This is a genomic window from Variovorax paradoxus, assembly GCF_030815855.1.
Lineage (GTDB): Bacteria > Pseudomonadota > Gammaproteobacteria > Burkholderiales > Burkholderiaceae_C > Variovorax > Variovorax paradoxus_M.
Genome location: NZ_JAUSXG010000001.1, coordinates 3,398,997 through 3,414,896 on the forward strand (window position 1 = coordinate 3,398,997; position 15,900 = coordinate 3,414,896).

General features: G+C 67.0%; 13 protein-coding genes and 1 pseudogene. 6 read left to right on the forward strand and 8 right to left on the reverse strand.

The window, feature by feature from the left end:
• The first annotated feature begins 13 nt into the window (after positions 1-13).
• Together QFZ42_RS16110 and QFZ42_RS16115 are read left to right on the forward strand one after the other, a co-directional pair.
• Positions 14-1,132 carry an ABC transporter permease gene (locus QFZ42_RS16110; protein ID WP_307701911.1) on the forward strand — a complete coding sequence of 373 codons (1,119 nt, stop codon included), beginning with the start codon at positions 14-16 and terminating at the stop codon, positions 1,130-1,132.
• Between the two features lie 15 nt (positions 1,133-1,147).
• Positions 1,148-2,695, forward strand: coding sequence for an efflux transporter outer membrane subunit (locus QFZ42_RS16115; protein WP_307701912.1), 1,548 nt, complete (start codon positions 1,148-1,150; stop codon positions 2,693-2,695).
• On the opposite strand, the gene QFZ42_RS16120 is transcribed toward QFZ42_RS16115, so the two are convergent.
• A complete protein-coding gene (locus QFZ42_RS16120) occupies positions 2,692-3,744 on the reverse strand; it encodes an ROK family protein (protein WP_307701913.1) in 1,053 nt (350 codons plus the stop codon). The genes QFZ42_RS16115 and QFZ42_RS16120 overlap by 4 nt on opposite strands.
• Before the next feature lie 113 nt (positions 3,745-3,857).
• On the opposite strand from QFZ42_RS16120, the gene QFZ42_RS16125 reads away from it, so the two are divergent.
• Entirely contained in the window at positions 3,858-5,417 is a 1,560-nt protein-coding gene (locus QFZ42_RS16125) for an ABC transporter permease/substrate-binding protein (RefSeq protein WP_307701914.1), read from the forward strand.
• 49 nt (positions 5,418-5,466) lie between these two features.
• On the opposite strand, the pseudogene QFZ42_RS16130 reads toward QFZ42_RS16125, so the two are convergent.
• Positions 5,467-6,306 (reverse strand): annotated as a pseudogene (locus QFZ42_RS16130) (LysR family transcriptional regulator); the annotation flags it as partial.
• 73 nt (positions 6,307-6,379) lie between these two features.
• On the opposite strand from QFZ42_RS16130, the gene QFZ42_RS16135 reads away from it, so the two are divergent.
• Positions 6,380-7,630: an MFS transporter gene (locus tag QFZ42_RS16135; RefSeq protein WP_307701915.1), complete on the forward strand. Its 1,251-nt coding sequence runs from the start codon at positions 6,380-6,382 to the stop codon at positions 7,628-7,630.
• 36 nt (positions 7,631-7,666) lie between these two features.
• Here QFZ42_RS16135 and QFZ42_RS16140 read toward each other — a convergent pair whose 3' ends face one another.
• The 6 genes from QFZ42_RS16140 to QFZ42_RS16165 all read right to left on the reverse strand — a co-directional run bounded on the left by QFZ42_RS16140 (position 7,667) and on the right by QFZ42_RS16165 (position 13,915).
• Positions 7,667-9,103 carry an aldehyde dehydrogenase family protein gene (locus QFZ42_RS16140; RefSeq protein WP_307701916.1) on the reverse strand — a complete coding sequence of 479 codons (1,437 nt, stop codon included), beginning with the start codon at positions 9,101-9,103 and terminating at the stop codon, positions 7,667-7,669.
• Positions 9,104-9,187: 84 nt separating this feature from the next.
• Positions 9,188-10,543: a glucarate dehydratase gene (gene gudD / locus QFZ42_RS16145; RefSeq protein ID WP_307701917.1), complete on the reverse strand. Its 1,356-nt coding sequence runs from the start codon at positions 10,541-10,543 to the stop codon at positions 9,188-9,190.
• Between the two features lie 31 nt (positions 10,544-10,574).
• A complete protein-coding gene (locus tag QFZ42_RS16150; RefSeq protein WP_307701918.1) occupies positions 10,575-11,024 on the reverse strand; it encodes a nuclear transport factor 2 family protein in 450 nt (149 codons plus the stop codon).
• 44 nt (positions 11,025-11,068) lie between these two features.
• Positions 11,069-11,980: a 5-dehydro-4-deoxyglucarate dehydratase gene (kdgD, locus tag QFZ42_RS16155; protein ID WP_307701919.1), complete on the reverse strand. Its 912-nt coding sequence runs from the start codon at positions 11,978-11,980 to the stop codon at positions 11,069-11,071.
• 67 nt (positions 11,981-12,047) lie between these two features.
• The gene (locus QFZ42_RS16160) at positions 12,048-13,022 is read right to left on the reverse strand and encodes a Bug family tripartite tricarboxylate transporter substrate binding protein (protein ID WP_307701920.1); all 975 of its coding nucleotides are present in this window, start codon (positions 13,020-13,022) and stop codon (positions 12,048-12,050) included.
• Between the two features lie 83 nt (positions 13,023-13,105).
• Positions 13,106-13,915 (reverse strand): FadR/GntR family transcriptional regulator, encoded by an 810-nt coding sequence (locus QFZ42_RS16165; RefSeq protein WP_307704256.1) that lies wholly within the window; start codon positions 13,913-13,915, stop codon positions 13,106-13,108.
• A 214-nt stretch (positions 13,916-14,129) separates the two neighbouring features.
• Here QFZ42_RS16165 and QFZ42_RS16170 point away from each other — a divergent pair, with 214 nt between their 5' ends.
• Positions 14,130-14,960, forward strand: a complete 831-nt coding sequence (locus QFZ42_RS16170; RefSeq protein ID WP_307701921.1) for an NAD-dependent epimerase/dehydratase family protein — start codon at positions 14,130-14,132, stop codon at positions 14,958-14,960.
• Positions 14,961-14,968: 8 nt separating this feature from the next.
• Entirely contained in the window at positions 14,969-15,859 is an 891-nt protein-coding gene (locus QFZ42_RS16175) for an SMP-30/gluconolactonase/LRE family protein (protein WP_307701922.1), read from the forward strand.
• Positions 15,860-15,900 lie beyond the last annotated feature (41 nt).

A 15,900-nucleotide genomic window follows, 5' to 3' on the forward strand; every position in this document is an offset into this window, starting at 1 on the left:
AGGACGGCACGCCATGACCGACTTTCTGCTGCGCATCGCCAACCTCTGCAGGAAAGAACTGCTCGCCATCTTCAAGGACCCGGCAAGCCGCGTGATCCTGTTCGTTCCCGCGATCATGCAAAGCCTCATCTTCGGGTACGGCGCCACGTACGACCTTTCGAACGTGCCCTATGCGCTGCTCGACCAGAGCCGTGCGGGTGCCGCGACGGAACTGATCGCGCACCTCGACAGCACTGGTGTTTTTCATCGCGTGGCCACGCTGCGCACGCAGGCCGACATCCGCGAGGTGATCGATACCGAGAAGGCGCTGCTGGTGATCCAGATTGCGCCGGACTTCGAACAGCAGCTCAGCGCGGGCCGGCCCGCGGCCATCCAGCTGATTCTGGATGCGCGCAACTCCAACACCGCGGGCTCTGCGGCCGGCTACGTGAGCGCGGTGGTGGAGCGCTACAACGCCGAGCTGCGTGCGCGCGCCGGTGCGCCGCCCGCCCCGCTCACCATCGAATCGCGCGCCTGGTTCAACCCGAACCTCCAGACGCGCTGGAACCTGCTGCCCGGCCTGATCGCCGCGCTCAGCATGCTGCAGACACTGCTGCTCACCGCACTCTCCGTCGCGCGAGAGCGCGAGCAAGGCACCTTCGACCAACTGCTGGTCACGCCGATGTCGCCGCTCGAAATCATGATCGGCAAGGCGCTGCCGCCGGTGCTGGTCGGCCTTGCGCAAGCGACGCTGATCCTGCTGGTGGCCCTGTTCTGGTTCGGCATTCCGATGGCGGGCTCGCTGGCCACGCTCTATACCGGGCTGGTGTTCTTCACGGTGGCCAGCGTGGGCATCGGCCTCTCGATCTCGGCGGTGTCGGCCAACATGCAGCAGGCCATGCTCTACACCTTCGTGCTGCTGATGCCGATGATGCTTCTGTCGGGCCTGACCACGCCGGTGCGCAACATGCCGCACGTGCTGCAGGTGATCACCACGGCCAACCCGCTGCGCTTTGCGATCGACCTGGTGCAGCGCGTGTACCTCGAGGGCGTGGGCCTGGCCACGGTGTGGCACAACCTGATCCCGCTGTCGATCATCGCCCTTGTCACGCTGCCGCTGGCAGCCTGGCTGTTTCGCCATCGCCTGGTCTGAACCCGGGAGCTTTGCATGTCCGCATCACGAACCCCCTACTCCTTGTTCTCCTTCCGCTATTCCGCGCTTGCGCTTCTTCTTGCCGGGTGTGCCGTGGGGCCCGACCACCGGCCCGCACAGGCGCAGGCGCCTGCCGATTGGTCCGCATGGCATGGCGGCTCGCTGGCGCTCCTGGGCGCCGAGCGGAATGCGGCGCCTTCGGCCGTCGCATCGGGCGACTGGAAAGCCTTCAACGACCCGCTGCTCGACCGCTTGCAGGCGCTTGCGCTCGCGGCCAACCACGACCTGCAGACCGCCGCCCTGCGTTTTGCGCAAAGCCGCGCCCAGCGCACGGCGGCGGCAGCGCAGCAGGGCCCGCAACTCAATGCCAGTGGCGCCGTCAACCGGCAGCGGCAAAGCGAGACCGGCGCCGCCACGCGGATGATCGATGCGCTGGGCCCGTCGGTGGCCAACCGCGACCAGTTGATTCGCACGCTCAGCGAGCCCTACGACCTGTATCAGGCCGGCTTCGATGCGTCGTGGGAAATCGATCTGTGGGGCCGCGTGCGCCGCAGCATCGAAGCCGCCGATGCAGACACCGGCGCATCGATGTCACTTCTTCGGCAGGCCCAGCTCAGCGTGCATGCCGAAGTGGCACGCAGCTACTTCGAGCTGCGTGGTGCGCAGCGTGAACTTCGCCTCGCACGCGCCGACATTGCGGCCGCGGCCGAATCGCTTGAACTGGTGCAGGCCCGCGCCAATGGCGGCCTGGTGACCGACCTGGACCCCACGCGGCAGCGCACGCAACTGGCCGAGCTCAAGGCGCGCCTTCCGGTGCTGCTGCAGCAGGAGGTGCAGGCCATGAACCAGATCACGCTGCTGACCGGCACATCGCCTGGTGCGCTGAACGCCGAACTCGCGCCGCCGGCCGATCGGCCAGGCGACCCACTCGACGCGCTGCAAACGCCACCTCTGCCCGACCTGGCGCTGGGACTGCCCTCCGACCTGGCGCGGCGCCGCCCCGACATCGCGGCAGCCGAGGCGCAGTTGCATGCCGCCACCGCACGCATCGGCGTGGCCGTGGCCGAGCTCTATCCACGCGTGACTCTGGGTGCCGGCTTCGGCTACGAATCGGTGGGCAGCGAACGGTTTGGCGAATGGGGCAGCCGGCAGTGGCATGTCGGCCCGTCCATCAGCCTGCCGATCTTCGACAACGGGCGGCGCCGGAGCACGGTAACCGTGCGCGAACTGCAGCAGCAGGAAGCGGCGGTGGCCTTTCAGCAGACCGTGCTCAAGGCGTGGCACGAAATCGATTCGGCACTCAGCGCCTATACCGCCGAACGCCAGCGCCATGCCGAACTGGTCGAGCGCGAGCGCAACAGCGTCGACGCGCTCACGCTGGCGCATGCGCGCTATGCCAACGGCCTTACGGACTTCGGTATCGAACTCGACGCGCGCCGCACGTTGCTGCAGGCTCGGCGCGACCGCGTGCAGAGCACGAGCCGGCTGGCAGTGAACATGGTGGCCGTCTACAAGGCGCTGGGCGGCGGCATGCCACCTTCGGCCGGAGCCGCCCCTGGCTAGAAGGTGTTGGTGAAGCTCGCGTTGCCGAGGCCCGTGCCGATGGTCAGCACGCCCCAGTGGGAGACGTCGCGCATGAAGGGCAGTTCGCTCAGGCCCTGCACCACCGCGTCGTTGTGCATCAGTATCAGCGTGGGGCCGGAACCGATCATGGGCATGCGGCGCCACAGCGCGCTGGGCAAGTGAAACGCGCGGCTTTGCCAGTCGCCGGGCAGGTTCTGCGTCCCGCGCTCGATCGAGCCGTCCTTGCGGATCAATCCGGGGCAGGCGATGCCGATGAACGGCGCCAGGCTGATGTCTTTGCGTTCGCAATAGCGAACCATGTCCTCGAGCATGGCCGCGATGCGCTCGACCATGTCGGTGCGGTTGGGGCTGTCGTCCGCATGGCGCCATTTCTCGCGCCGCACCACCTTGGCACGCGAAAGGTCGGCCGCCTTGCGCCGGCGCGTCTTCACGATGCCGCAGCGCACGTTGGTGCCGCCGATGTCCACGGCCAGGATGGCGTCGTGCTTCTTCAGCATGGCCGGCGGCGTCAGGTGCACCCAGCCGATCAGGCCGCCGTCGTCGACCTCGTGCGACAGCCGCGCCAGCTGAACATGCACGCCCATCTCCTCGAGGATGGCCCCGGTCTGCAGGATGGCGCGCTCGCCCACGTCGCTTTCGGTGAAGCCGCCGCCCACGACGATGCGCTCTACCTTCTTCCATGAAGGCTGGCGCGTGAAGCGCTGGATCACCAAGGCCAGTTCTTCGGCAAACTCCTCGATGGCGCCGTGCATCAGGTCGCCGGCGTCCGAGGGCTTCTTCAGCACGCGGTCCAGTTGCTTCTTGCTGAGGTCGCGCGAGTGTTCCTTTCCCAAGGGATCGGTGCCGGTCTTGCGGCGGCGCTTGCGCCAGCGTTCGAGCAGCTCCCTGAACGCGGTCTGGCTCGCCTGGTCGCCGACGAAGCCATCCTGGTCGCGCAGTTGCAGGCTGTAGCCCTCCACCCGCAGCCCCGGAAGCTCGCGCAGGCCGTGAACGTCAGGGCCGGGCAAGAGGTGGGTTTTCTTGTTCATGGCAGCCAATATGGATGAGTCCGCTTCTACAAGGCATCGGTAGCGCGCACCAAGGTTTGTAGGAGATTGGCGGGTGCACCCGGCCGCCTTCGATCTCTATACACTGGCCCCCGATGCACCTGCCCCATCGCATCCTGCGCGCCGCCTGGCTGTTGTTCGCTCTCGCCTGGCTCGGCGCCACCGCATCGGCGCAGCCGGCCGACGGGACGCTGCGTGTCGGTTCCAAGCGCTTTACCGAGTCGTACATTCTGGCCGAGCTGCTGGCGCAGACAGCAGCGCCGCACACCGCATCGCCGCCGGTCGTGCGGCAGGGGCTGGGCAACACCGCCATCGTCTACGAGGCGCTGCGTTCGGGTGCCATCGACGTCTATGCCGAGTACACCGGCACCATCGCACTCGAGATCCTCAAGGGCTCGCCGGCCGAAACGCGCGAGGCCATGAACGCGGCGCTCGCGCCGATGGGCCTGGGCGTGGCCGTTCCGCTGGGTTTCAACGACGGCTATGCGCTGGCCGTGCGCGCGGCCGATGCCGAACGGATCGGCCTGCGCACGCTGAGCGACCTCGCGAAACACCCTGAGCTCAAGCTCGGGCTGTCGAACGAGTTCATCGGCCGCGCCGACGGCTGGAAGGGACTTGCCGCGCGCTACGGCTTCACGCAGACGCCGACCGGCCTCGACCACGGCCTGGCCTACGAAGCCGTGGCCGCGAAGCAGATCGACGCGATCGACATCTACACCACCGACGCCAAGATCGATCATCTGGGCCTGCGCGTGCTCGAGGACGACAAAAAGTACTTCCCACGCTATGACGCCGTGCTGCTGTACCGCCTCGACCTGCCGACGCGGCTGCCCAAGGCCTGGGCCGCACTGCAGGCGCTCGAAGGCCGCATCGACGAGCGCGCGATGATTGCGATGAATGCGCGCGCCGAGTTGCAGAGCGTGCCGTTCGATGCGATTGCGCGCGACTTCCTCGCCAGCGCGGGCAGCGGCGGCAAGGCTGCTCAGTCCCAGGAGCCCCGGCGCGGCTTCACCGCGAAGCTGTTCGGGCCCGACCTCTGGAAGCTCACGCGGCAGCACCTGGTGCTGGTGGCGGTGTCGGTAGGCGTCGCGATCCTGATCGGCGTGCCGCTCGCCATCCTGGTGTTTCCGCATCTGCGGCTGCGTGCGCTGGTGCTCGGTATGGCGAGCATTCTGCAGACCGTGCCCTCGCTGGCATTGCTGGCGGTGCTCATCTCGCTGCTCGGCGCCATCGGCGCGCTGCCGGCGCTGATTGCGCTCACGCTCTATTCGCTGCTGCCGATCATGCGCAACACGGTGACGGGCCTGGCCGAAGTGCCGAATGGCCTGCGCATGGCGGGCACCGCCCTCGGCATGACGCCGCCGCAGAGTCTTCGGCTGGTGCTGCTGCCGCTTGCGTTGCCTACGCTGCTGGCGGGCGTGCGAACGGCCACCGCCATTGCCATCGGCACCGCGACCATCGCGGCTTTTATCGGCGCGGGCGGCTTCGGCGAACGCATCGTGACCGGATTGGCGCTCAACGACCGCGAGCTGCTTTTGGCGGGCGCGCTGCCGGCCGCGGCGCTGGCGCTGCTGAGCGAGGGGGTTTTCGAGCTCGTGGAGATGCTGATGCGCCGCCGGCGCCGGGCGCCGCCATCGTCTTCGCTTCCGCCATGAGGCGTTCGCGCAGCAGCGCGGCGCCTGCGCCCAGTGTCTTGTCGGCACGGTGGCAAAAATGGCATGGCTGGCTCGTTGCGCCTTCCGGGCCGATGCGGCTCATCGGCAAATGCACCAGCGTTCCGGCCGCCAGGTCGTCGGCCACCAGCCACGACGGCATCTTTCCCCAGCCCAGGCCCGCGCGCAGCAGTGCGAGCTTGGCGTACATGTCGGTCACGCGCCAGGTCGAAGGCGAGAGCACGTCGATGTCGTAGCCCTGGCTCAGCGTGCTCGGGTCTTCCACCACGATCTGCACGTGCTCCGCCGCGGCGGCGTCCAGTCCCTTGGCACCATGCCGCCCTGCATGGGCGGCCAGCGCGTGCGAAGGCGCGGCCACCGCCAGCGTATGAAGCTGCATCAGGAATTCGCGGCTGATTTTTTCGTCGGCGTGGCCGAAGGCGGCAATGGCCAGATCGCACCGCCCTGAATTCAATGCATCGATGGTGCCGCCCATCGAGCTGTATTCCACGCGAATGGCAATGCTCGGATAGATCGCATGCATGCCGCGCAGTGCGCTCGCCAGAAGATCCGGCGGAAAGAGCGTGTCGACCGCGATTGCCAACCCGATTTCGATGCCTTGCTCGATGCCCTGCGCACGCGAGCGCAGCGCCTCGACCTTCGACAGGATGACTCTCACGTCGCCGAGCAGCGCCTTGCCCGTGGGCGTGAGCACCGGCTTGTGGCCGGAGCGGTCGAAGAGCCGCACCTGGAGCTGCTCTTCGAGATTGGCGATGGCATGGCTCACGGCCGACTGCACCCTGTGCAGCCGTGCGGCACCGGCGCGAAAGCTGCCGGCGTCCGCCACCGCGACGAACATCTGCATCTGGCTGAGCGTGAGGATGTCCAGCATGATCTTTTCAATCGATTGACTTGGCCGATATTATTCGCTTTCATTGATCATGCATTCGCCGCAAAGTGGCGGCATGCAGAAGCAATTCGAAATGGCCGGCGCACCGCCCGCCACCCTTCCCCTCTCGTCTTCTTCGACGCACTGGCGCGGCGTGGCGCTGGTGGTGGCCGCCGGGGTGGTGGCCTCTCTCCAGGTCGGCAAGGTCGCCATCGCGGTGCCGCAATTGCGCGCCGATTTCGGCCTCGACCTCTCGATGGTGGGCTGGCTGATGGCGATGTTCTCGCTGCTGGGCGTGGCCGGCGCCGTGCCGGTCGGTGCATGGGTCGCGCGCGCCGGTGACAAGCGCATGGTGCTCGCCGGGCTGTTGGCCATTGCCGCCGGCAGCACGGCGGGCGCGTTGGCAAACAGCGTGGCAGTGCTGCTGGCCGGCCGCGTTGTCGAGGGCCTGGGTTTTGTGCTGATCACCATTGCCGGTCCGTCGGTGCTGCAGCGCATGGTTGCGTCCAGCGGCAAGGACCTGGCCTTTGCGATCTGGAGCTGCTTCATGCCCACCGGCATTGCGATTGCCCTGTTCAGTGGCTCGCTGCTCGAGGGCTGGCGCGGCTTCTGGCTGGGCAATGCCGCGCTCGCAGCCTTGCTCGCGGTGTTGCTGCTGCTCGGCATTCCGCGCGGCGCCACTGCCAGTGCCGCGCCGGTGTCATGGCGCAGCATGGCGCGCGATGCGGCCACCACCACGAAAGCCGGCGCGCCGGCGCTGATCGCGGCCTCGTTCGTGATCTACAGCCTGCAGTTCTTCGCGCTCTTCAGTTTCCTGCCGGTGCTGCTGATCGAGCGGATGGGCGTAGGCATGGCCGCCGCCGGATCGCTGAGCGCGGTGGCCTGCTGCGTCAATGTGGCGGGCAACCTGGCAGCCGGCGTGCTGCTGAAGCGCGGCGTGGCGCGCTGGCTGCTGGCAGCCGTGGCCAGCGCGTTGATGGGCCTCTCGGCCATCGGCATCTTCCTGCCGGTGCTCGGTGCGGTGCCGGCGTTCTTGCTGTGCCTGGCTTTTTCGGGCGCGGGCGGCCTGCTTCCTGCCACGCTGATCGGCACCTCCCCCATCGTGGCGCCCAGCGCGCGGCTGGTACCGATGTCGATGGGCCTGCTCATGCTTGGCAGCAACCTGGGCCAGATGATCGGCCCCGTGATCGTGGGCGGTGCGGTGGATTCGCTGGGCTGGCCTGCGGCGGCCGTCATCGTGGCCCTGGCGGGCGCGATGGGTGTGCTGCTTGCACTGGGGCTGCGGCGCTCGATGGCGCGCAGCGGCCACCCGCTGCAGAGCGAGTGACCAGGGCCGGGCGCGCAGCACCCGGCCGGGAGAACATCAAGCCAGCGTGTACGCCGTCTTCACCGTGGTGAAGAACTCCTGCGCATACTTGCCCTGCTCGCGCGGGCCGTAGCTCGAGCCCTTGCGCCCGCCGAACGGCACGTGGTAGTCCACGCCCGCCGTGGGCAGGTTCACCATCACCATGCCGGCCTGGCTGTGGCGCTTGAAGTGCGTGGCGTACTTCAGGCTCGTGGTCGCAATGCCCGCCGACAGGCCGAACTCCGTGTCGTTGGCCGTGGCCAGCGCTTCTTCGTAGTTCTTCACGCGGATCACGCTCGCCACCGGCCCGAAGACCTCTTCCTTGTTGATGCGCATGGCCGCTGCCGATTCGCTGAACAGCGCCGGCGACATGTAGTAGCCGTCGGTCTCCAGCTTCAGCAGCTCGCCGCCCGCGGCCAGCGTGGCGCCTTCGCCCTTGCCGATGGCGATGTATTCCATGTCCTGGTCGAGCTGCGACTTGGACGAGACCGGCCCGATGTCGGTGCTCTGGGCCAGCGCATCGCCGACCTTGATCTTGGCCATGCGGGCCTTCATCGCCTCGATGAACTTCGGGTAGATGCCTTCGGTGACGATCAGCCGGCTGGAGGCCGTGCAGCGCTGGCCGGTGGAATAGAAGGCGCTTTGCACGCTGAGTTCCACGGCCTGCGTCAGGTCGGCGTCGTCCAGGATGACCTGCGGGTTCTTGCCGCCCATCTCCAGCTGCACCTTCTTGTGGTTGGTGACGCACTGGATGGCGATGTTGCGGCCCACGCCCACCGAGCCGGTGAAGCTGATGGCATGGATGCCGGGGTGGTTGACCAGCGCATTGCCGATGACGCTGCCGCGGCCCATCACGAGGTTGAACACGCCGGCCGGAATGCCCGAGCGGCTGATGATGTCGGACAGGGCCCAGGCGCTGCCGGGCACGAGGTCGGCGGGCTTCAGGACCACGCAGTTGCCGAAGGCCAGGGCCGGGGCGATCTTCCAGGCCGGAATGGCGATGGGGAAGTTCCAGGGGGTGATGAGGCCGACCACGCCGACGGGTTCGCGGGTGATTTCCACGCCGATGTTGGGGCGCACCGAGGGCACGAGCTCGCCCGACAGGCGCAGGCATTCGCCGGCGAAGAACTTGAAGATCTGGCCGGCGCGGGTGGCTTCGCCGATGCCTTCGGCGCGGGTCTTGCCTTCTTCACGCGCGAGCAGGGTGCCGAGCTCTTCCTTGCGCGCGAGGATTTCGGTGCCGATCTTGTCCAGGGCGTCGGAGCGCGCCTGGATGCTGCCGGTGGCCCAGGCGGGGAAGGCGGCGGTGGCGGCGGCCACGGCGGCATCGACGTGGCTGGCGTCGCCCTGGGTGTACTGGCCCAGCACGTCGGACAGGTTGCTGGGGTTCACGTTGGGGCTGTAGCTTGCGCCCGCGCGCCATTCGCCGCCGATCAGGTTGTCGAAGTTTTGCATGTGTTTTTCCTTGCTGCTCGATGAAAAGAAAGAAGCCGGGCACTGGGTGTCCGGCTGCGGAAATGGAAACGGGAGACTAAACCCTCAGCGGACCAGACATGGTTTTTTATTGTCGAAAGTCCACCCCGGAATCAGGTATTGCATGGCCTGCGCATCGTTGCGCGCGCCCAGCCCGTGCTTCAGGTACAGCTGATGCGCCTTCTCGACCTCGTCCATGTCGAGCTCGATGCCCAGTCCGCCACGCGTCGGCACCTTCACGAAACCGCCCTCGATCTGCAGCGGCGCCTTCGTCAGGTGCTGGCCGTCCTGCCAGATCCAGTGCGTGTCGATGGCCGTGACCTTGCCCGGCGCGGCCGCCGCGACATGCGTGAACATCGCCAGCGACACGTCGAAGTGGTTGTTCGAATGCGAACCCCAGGTCAGGCCCCAGGCCTGGCACAGCTGCGCCACGCGCACCGAGCCCTGCATTGTCCAGAAGTGCGGGTCGGCCAGCGGAATGTCGACCGACTGCAGCGAGAGGCTGTGGACCATCTCGCGCCAGTCGGTCGCCACCATGTTGGTGGCGGTCGGGAGACCCGTGGCACGGCGGAATTCGGCCATGACTTCGCGGCCCGAGAACACGCCCTCGGCACCGCAGGGGTCTTCGGCATAGGCCATGACGCCATGCAGGTCGCGGCACAGGCGAATGGCATCCTGCAGCAGCCAGCCGCCGTTCGGGTCGAGCGTGACGCGCGCCTGCGGAAAGCGCTCGTGCAGCGCACGGATGGCCTCGACTTCTTCTTCGCCGCGCAGCACGCCGCCCTTGAGCTTGAAGTCGGTAAAGCCGTAGCGCGCATGGGTGGCTTCGGCCAGGCGCACGATGGCTTCAGGGGTCATCGCTTCTTCATGGCGCAGGCGGAACCAGTCGTTGTCGGCGCCGGGGGCGCTTTGGTACGGCAGGTCGGTCTGGGTGCGGTCGCCCACGTAGAACAGGTAGCCGAGCATCTGCACCGCGTCGCGCTGCTGGCCTTCGCCGAGCAGTGCGGCCACGGGCACTTCGAGGTGCTGGCCCAGCAGGTCGAGCAACGCCGCCTCGACCGCGGTGACCGCATGGATGGTCACGCGCAGGTCGAAGGTCTGCTGGCCGCGGCCGCCGCTGTCGCGGTTGGCGAAGGCGCTGCGCAGGCTGTTGAGCACGGCGTTGTGGCGGCCGAGGGGCTGGCCCACGATGAGGCCACGCGCATCTTCGAGCGTCTGGCGGATCTTCTCGCCGCCGGGCACTTCGCCGACACCGGTGTGGCCGGCGCTGTCGGTCAGGATCAGCAGGTTGCGCGTGAAGAACGGGCCGTGCGCCCCGCTCAGGTTCATCAGCATGCTGTCGTGGCCCGCGACGGGGACCACGCGCATGGCGGTGACGACGGGCGCGCCGGAGACGGCAGAAGTAGAGGCTGAAAATGCCATTTGCGCGGAACCTGCTGGGCCTGGCCGGAGGCTAGATGCGCACGGCTTGCCGGGCCAGCAGCTTCCAGTCGCCGCCCTGCTTCTGCCAGACGCCGAGGATCTTCAGCGCCACCTTGCCGGGCTTGCCCGAATCCAGAGTATCGGCCGCCAGTGTATGACGCACGATGGCGGTGTCGCCGCCGACCACCTTGATGGTCTGCTCGGTGATGGCGATGCTGACGAAGTCCGACTTGCCGGCAACCAGGTCACCGATGAAGCTGGCCTTGGTGTCGACGCGGCCGCCCGAATGGCCGTAGCTCAGGTCGTCCGCCACCAGCGCGCCGAGGGCGGCGGGGGTCGGATCGATCATCGCCACGCGCAGCCGCTCGGCGGCCGCGGCCACCGCGGGCTCCGCCGAGGCGCCGCCACCCGCGGGCATCATGGCGCAACCGGTGAACACGACCGCCGAAGCGGCCACGAGAAAAAGCTTCTTGATGAACATGTGTCGTTGTCTCCGTTGTTGTTGATTCGGCTGTTCTGTTCTGTTTACTGCGGGCCGAGCGCGTCGATCAGCGCCTTCAGCTGCTCCATCTCGGCGGGCTTCAGGTCGGTGAGCGGCGCGCGCACCGGGCCTGCGTCATGGCCGACGATCTTGGCACCGGCCTTGACGATGCTCACGGCGTAGCCCGGCGTGCGGTTGCGCAGCTCGAGGTAGGGCATGAAGAAGTTCTTCAGCAGGCGATGCTGGGTGGCCATGTCGTCGTCGCGCACGGCTTCGTAGAACTGCACCGCGGTCTTCGGAATGAAGTTGAAGACAGCCGACGAATACACCGGCGTGCCCATGGCCTTGTAGGCTGCTGCATAGACTTCTGCCGTGGGCAGGCCGCCCAGGTAGGCGAAGCGGTCGCCCATCTTCTGGTAGATGGCGACCATGGCTTCGATGTCGCCGATGCCGTCCTTGAAACCGACCAGGTTCGGGTTGCGTTCGGCCAGGCCGGCCAGCGAGTCGGGCGACAGGCGGCTGGTTGCGCGGTTGTAGACGATCACGCCGAACTTCACGCTCTTGCACACGGCTTCCACGTGCGCGGCCAGGCCTTCCTGGCCGGCTTCGGTGAGGTAGTGCGGCAGCAGCAGGATGCCGTGCGCACCGGCCTTCTCGGCCGCTTGCGCGCACTGGATGGCAAAGCGCGTGGGACCGCCGGCGCCGGCAATGATCGGCACCACGCCGCGGCAGGTGTCGACCGCGGTCTTGATGATGCCGGGGTACTCGTCGCCGGTCAGCGAGAAGAACTCACCCGTGCCGCCGGCTGCGAACAGCGCGCTCGCGCCGTAGGGGGCGAGCCATTCGAGGCGCTTCTCGTAGCTGCTTTTGTTGAAGTCGCCGTTCGCGTCGAAATCGGTCAAGGGGAACGAGAGCAGGCCGGAGCCCATGATGGATTTGAGTTCTTGCGGGTTCATAGGAATGAAGAAAGCGTGAGGATGGAAGAAAAGATCAAAGAAAAGAGGGTGTCGCGCTCGCAGCGGATCAGTCGAGTTTGATGCCCGCGTCAGCCACCACCTTGGCCCAGCGCGCGCGCTCCTTGCCGAAGAATTGTTCTTCTTCGGTCGGCGCCATGGTCACCACCTCGGCGCCCTGCCCTGCAAGGCGCGAGCGGATGTCGGCGGCGCGAATGACGGTGATCAGCTCTTTGTTGAGGCGCTGGACGATCGCATCGGGCGTGCCCTTGGCAACCCGAACGCCCTGCCAGGTGCCCGACTCGAAACCGGTGACGCCCTGCTCCGCGATGGTGGGCACGTCGCCGATGAGCGGCATGCGCGTCGATTTCGACACGCCGAGCACCTTGAGCTTGCCGCTCTGCACGTGCGGCAGGGTGGCCAGCATGCCGTTCATCAGAATCTGGGTCTGGCCGGCCACGGTGTCCTGCACTGCCTGCACGCCGCCCTTGTAGGGCACGTACTGCCAGCGCGCACCGCTGGCGCGCTCGAGCGCCACGCCGGCAAGGTGCGGCGCGCTGCCGGTCGCGGTCACGGCGAAATTGATGTCCGACTTCTTCGACAGCGCAATCAGTTCCTTCAGGTTGTTGGCCTGAACCGAGGGATGCACGACGAGCAGGTGCGGCGAATAGGCCAGCATGGTCACGCCGCGCAAATCCTTCGAAGGATCGAACGAAAGCTTCGTGTAGACCGAGGGGCTGATGGCAAGCGCGCCCACGTCGCACAGCAGCAGCGTGTAGCCGTCGGGCTTCGACTTGGCGACGTAGTCGGCGCCGAGGTTGCCGTTGGCACCCGGCCTGTTCTCGACGATGACGGGCTGGCCCAGCGCCTCCGACAGCGGCTGGCTGATGGAACGCGCAATGATGTCGGACGAACCGCCGGGTGGGTAAGGCACCACGATGCGCACGGGTTTCGAGGGCCAGCTGTCGGTGGCATGTGCACCGCTGGCTGCGAGTACGCCGCCGCCGAGGGCGCCGAGCATCAGATCGCGTCTTTTCAAGCTCATTCAGGTCTCCTGCTGGTTGTGTTGTCAGTCATCGTACAACTACAAATGACGATTGTCCAGCGTCTTGCCTGAAATTCCGCTCATCAAGCGGCGGGCGGCGTTGCGGCAGTCTGCTGGGCCGCTTCCTGCGCCACGCGCAGCCGTTCGCGGCTGTTGGTCAGGTGGATGCGCATGGCCGCGCGGGCCGATTCGGGATCGCGGCGCGCAATGGCCGCGTAGATCTCTTCATGCTCGCGGTTCACGCGGCTCAGGTATTCGCCGCGCCGGTCGTAGTTGCGGATCGCGGTGATGCGCGTGCGCGGAATGATCGTCGTGCCGAGATGGCTCATGATGTCCGCGAAATACGAATTGCCGGTGGCCTGGGCGATCTGCAGGTGGAAGCGGAAGTCGGGTGCTACGGTGTCCCCCGCCACCGCGACATTGCGCTCGAAATCGTCGAGCGCCTGGCGCATGGCGAGCAGGTGCTCCTCGGTGCGCCGCGTAGCGGCCAACCCTGCGGATTCGGTTTCGAGGCTGATGCGAAGCTCGAGCACCGCCAGCACATCCACCGAGGTGGCAATGTCCGCGGAATCGAGCCGGAACATGCCGGCCGCGCGCGGCTGCAGCACGAAGGTGCCGACGCCATGGTGCGTTTCCACCAGTCCGGCCGCCTGCAGCTTCGACAGCGCCTCGCGCACCACGGTGCGGCTCACGCCGAACGACTTCATGATGGCCGACTCGGTGGGCAGCTTGTCGCCGGGACGCAGCGACTGACTGCGGATTTTTTCGCCCAGATCCTCCACCAGCCCATGGGCCAGGCCGCGCGGGCGCGGGCGCCCCACGAAGGAGCCGCCGCCAGCGACTTCCGCCGCTGTATCGGAAATTGAGGGATTACCCGTAGCCGTTTGGACCATGGTCACGATAATAATCCCCTATTAGTTGTACGACAACAGATAACTTATCACTACGCCTGCCTGTAAGTGCCGTTCTATCCATCGACCGGTTATTTGAACTGATGCGATACCCGGATGAAGTCTTCCCCGAGCGCGCCGCGTCGAAATTCATGACCGCCAGTTCTCGGTGACTGCTCCATCGCACCGGAACCCACCCATTTCACACGCCACACCCATGCCGACGTCCCCACCAGCCCCGAACAACAAGCTAAATCGGATTCTGCTCACCGGCGCGGCCGGGGGCCTGGGCAAGGTACTGCGCGAACGTCTGCGCCCCTATGCCGAGATCCTGCGCCTTTCCGATATTTCCGCGCTCGCGCCTTCCGAGGGCGCGCACGAAGAAGTCATGCCTTGCGACCTTTCCGACAAAGCCGCCGTCCATGCGCTGGTCGAGGGTTGTGACGCCATCGTGCACCTTGGCGGCGTCTCGGTCGAGCGGCCGTTCGAAGAGATTCTCGAGGCCAACATCAAGGGCGTGTTTCATCTCTATGAAGCCGCGCGTCGCCACGGCGTGAAGCGCGTGGTGTTCGCGAGCTCGAACCACGTGATCGGCTTCTACAAGCAAAGCGAGCGGCTCGACGCCGGCGTTGCACGACGGCCCGACGGCTACTACGGCCTGTCGAAGTCCTTCGGCGAAGACGTGGCGCAGTTCTACTTCGACCGCTACGGCATCGAGACCGTGAGCATCCGCATCGGCTCCTCGTTCCCCGAACCGCTCAACCGCCGGATGATGAGCACCTGGCTCAGCTACCGCGACCTGACGACACTGATCGAGAAATCGCTCTTCACGCCCGACGTGAAGCACACCGTGGTCTACGGCGTGTCGGCCAACCGCGACGTCTGGTGGGACAACAGCGCGGCGGCGCACCTGGGCTTCGTGCCGCAGGACACCTCCGAAGTGTTCCGCGACAAGGTCGAGGCCCAGCCGCCCGTGGCGCCGACCGACCCCAACGCCATCTACCAGGGCGGTGCCTTCACGGCGCAGGGCCCGTTCGGCGACCAATGACAACCGGCATGCAGGCTGAACTCGTTCTCGATGCGCGCAACGGCACCGGCGAAAGCCCGGTGTGGCATGCCGCGGAGCAGGCGCTCTATTGGGTCGACATTCCGGCGCGCGCGCTGAACCGCTGGCATGCGAGCGAAGGCCACACCCGGTGGCATGCGAATGAAATGATTGCCTGCATCGCGCCGCGCGCCGACGCGCCCGGCGCATGGATCGCAGGCATGGAGAGCGGTCTCTTCTCGCTGCAGCCACAGCCCGACGGAACGCTGGCCACCACCTCGCTCGCGCACGTCGCGCATGCCGTGCCCGCCATGCGCTTCAACGATGGCCGCTGCGACCGCCAGGGCCGTTTCTGGGCCGGCACGATGCTGCTCGACATGGCCGCGGGCGCGCGCATCGGCCGCCTCTACAGCTACGGCAAGGGCCGCGACGGCGCTGCCGTGCAGCCGGGCGAATTCATCGTGCCCAACGGGCTCGCCTTCAGCCCTGACGGCCGCACGATGTACCTCTCGGATTCGCACCCCACGGTGCAGGCCATTTGGGCCTTCGACTACGACACCGACACCGGCACCCCGAGCAACCGCCGCCTGTTCGTCGACATGACACCCCTGCCCGGCCGTCCCGACGGCGCAGCCGTGGACGTCGACGGCTGCTACTGGATCTGCGGCAACGATGCGGGCCTGGTGCACCGCTTCACGCCCGACGGCCGGCTCGATCGCTCGCTCGAGGTTCCGGTCAAGAAGCCCGCGATGTGCGCCTTCGGCGGTCCAGCGCTCGACACGCTTTTCGTCACCTCCATTCGGCCCGGCGGCATCGACCTGTCGGACCAGCCTCTGGCCGGGGGCGTGTTCGCGCTGCGGCCCGGCGTGGCCGGCATGCCGGAACCGGCCTTCGGCGGCTGATCTCTTTTTTCTTTTTCAACAACCCCAAGCAGAGGACGAGA